At 63.1% G+C, this 2,215-nt stretch carries 3 protein-coding genes; all 3 read right to left on the bottom strand.

Going from position 1 to position 2,215, the window contains the following annotated elements; genetic code table 11:
* On the bottom strand, window positions 1–1,333 hold a 1,333-nt coding region (locus ET21_RS0102880), incomplete at its 3' end, for an IS66 family transposase (RefSeq protein WP_030538506.1).
* Window positions 1,334–1,395: 62 nt separating this feature from the next.
* Complete coding sequence (gene tnpB, locus ET21_RS0102875; protein WP_030538505.1) at window positions 1,396–1,743, bottom strand: IS66 family insertion sequence element accessory protein TnpB; 348 nt, start codon at window positions 1,741–1,743, stop codon at window positions 1,396–1,398.
* Entirely contained in the window at window positions 1,740–2,111 is a 372-nt protein-coding gene (locus ET21_RS0102870) for a transposase (RefSeq protein WP_030538504.1), read from the bottom strand. Before ET21_RS0102870 ends, tnpB begins: the two co-directional genes overlap by 4 nt.
* Window positions 2,112–2,215: the final 104 nt, after the last annotated feature.

Genomic DNA, 2,215 nt, shown 5'->3' with positions numbered 1-2,215 from the left:
ACAGGCTGAACGCGTGCCAGCGGCCGAGGGCATAGCGAAAGGCCTTGGCGAGATCGCTTTTGGCCGAAATTCGGGTGAGCTGCGTCTCGGCCCAGGCATGCAGGGCCTCGAGCCTGGGTTTGCTCAGTTCCTGGCGCACGTCCCGACGGATATCGGCAGACTTGCCGGCGATCTCGCGCTCGATGTCATAGAGCTGCCCGATACGCTCGAGCGCCTCGTGTGCGATCTCGGATTTTTGGGACGTCCAGATGTCGTGGAAATCGCGTCGCCAATGGGCAAAGCAGGCTGCTTCCCGGAAACGCGGGTCCCCATCCGCGCCAGGTTCGTAGAGCTTCGCATAGCCTTTGTAGGCATCGGCCTGGAGAATGCCGTTTGCGTTGCAAAGTTGGTCCTGGACGTGTTGCGCATTCCAGTTGGGCGCATAGCGATAGACGACCCCAGGCGGCGCGGCACCGGCCCAGGGGCGCTGATCACAGACATATGCCCAGATCCGGCCTTGCTTGACGCCTTTGCCGATACCTTTGGCACGCTGTTCTGGTGCCAGCACGCGGATGGGCGTGTCGTCGGCGTGCAGGATGTCGCTGTCCAGGACCGACGCCTCGATCTGGTCGATCACGGGCTGCAGGATCCGCATCGAGTAGCCGCACCAGTCGGCGAGCGTGCTGCGCGGAATATCGGCGCCCATGCGCGCGAAAATCTCGTTTTGCCGGTACAACGGCAAATGGTCGTCGAACTTGGAGACCAGCACGTAGGCGAGGAGGCTTGCGCCGGCCATGCTGCCGGGGATCGGGCGGCTGGGGGCCGGCACCTGCACCATCTTCTCGCAGCAGCGGCAGGACTTCTTCGGGCGAGCGACCTCGATGACCTTGAGCTTTGCCGTGATCATCTCGATGATCTCACTTACGTCTTCACCCACGAGGCGCAGGTCGCCCCCGCAATCCGGGCAGGTGCTGCCGGGATCAAGTTCGTGGCGTTCGCGCGGTGTGTCTGCCGAGACACGGGGGCGCCGGGACGGACGCGACCCGGAGCCGCTCTCGGCGGGAGCAACCGCGTCAGGATCATCCCGGTCGCTTGCCACGAGACCCTGTTGGGCGACGGAAACGAGAACGTCTTCGAGCGCGAGCTCGAGTTGCTCGATCTCGCGCTGTATCTTCTCGGAGGACTTGCCGAAGGCCTGCTTCTTGAGCTTGGAGATCTGCAAACGAAGTGCCTGGACGACCAGATCATGGGCGCGCAGCGTCATCGTCAGCTTCGCGTTCTGGTCCTGCAACTCGGCGATCATCGCCTTGAGGAGTACCGGGTCTTCGGGAAGATGGGATGCCGCGCTGAGCATGGCCTTTGGTACGGAGAAACGGCCAAAAAGTCCAGAAAAACAGATGCTTTCTCAGAAGTACGTTACCCCGCCCGGGCCGGCGGCGCCCCCCAGTTCGGGCGCCTCCAGTCGATCCCTTCCCACAACATCGCGAGCTGGGCTGATGTCAGGCGCGCCGTCCCGTCAGTCGCACCAGGCCAGGGGAAACGGCCTCGCTCCAGAATCTTGTAATAGAGGCAAAATCCCTGACCATCCCAATAAAGTAGCTTCAGCCTGTCACCGCGCCGCCCCCGAAAGGCGAATACGGCGCCGCTGGTTGCCTGCTGTCGCAACACGGACTGGGCTAGCATGGCGAGACCCGAAATCCCTTTGCGCATGTCAGTGACGCCGCAGGCAAGATATACCCTTACGCCGGTTCCCGGCCCGATCATGCAGCTTCCACCGACCGGATGAGGCGGGTCAGGGTCGCGCCTTCGATGCCACTATCGAAGCGAAGGCGCCGCCCTTGCGTCAGACACAGCTCGACCATGGCGGGCGAGACATTCCGCTCCTCGAGCGCGGGCGCCGCGTTCAGCATGGAAGCGTCGATGTCGAACGGCAAAAAGGTCGGCCCAACCGGCGTCGGCAGCAATCCTCGCTTCTTGAACTGCCGGCGCCAATTATAAATCTGGCTTCGCGACACATCGTAGCGCCGCGCAACGCGCGCCAACGTCTCGCCGTTCAACCCCACCGCGGCGAGGATCTCCAGCTTCTCCGCGTCCGCCCATCGACGACGCCGTTCCCGGCCCAATATCTCCACCGCCGTCCCTCGCTCTCGATAAGGACGTCCATAACGACGTCCTTATCGACGTCTCTTACCCGCCCAACTCACATCTTGGCAGGCGGCCTCAACCGTTCGGTTAC

It is taken from the genome of Sphingobium sp. DC-2, assembly GCF_000722555.1.
Classification (GTDB): domain Bacteria; phylum Pseudomonadota; class Alphaproteobacteria; order Sphingomonadales; family Sphingomonadaceae; genus Sphingobium; species Sphingobium quisquiliarum.
Note: the sequence above shows the minus strand (reverse complement) of the source record. Positions and strands in the feature narration are given on the sequence as shown.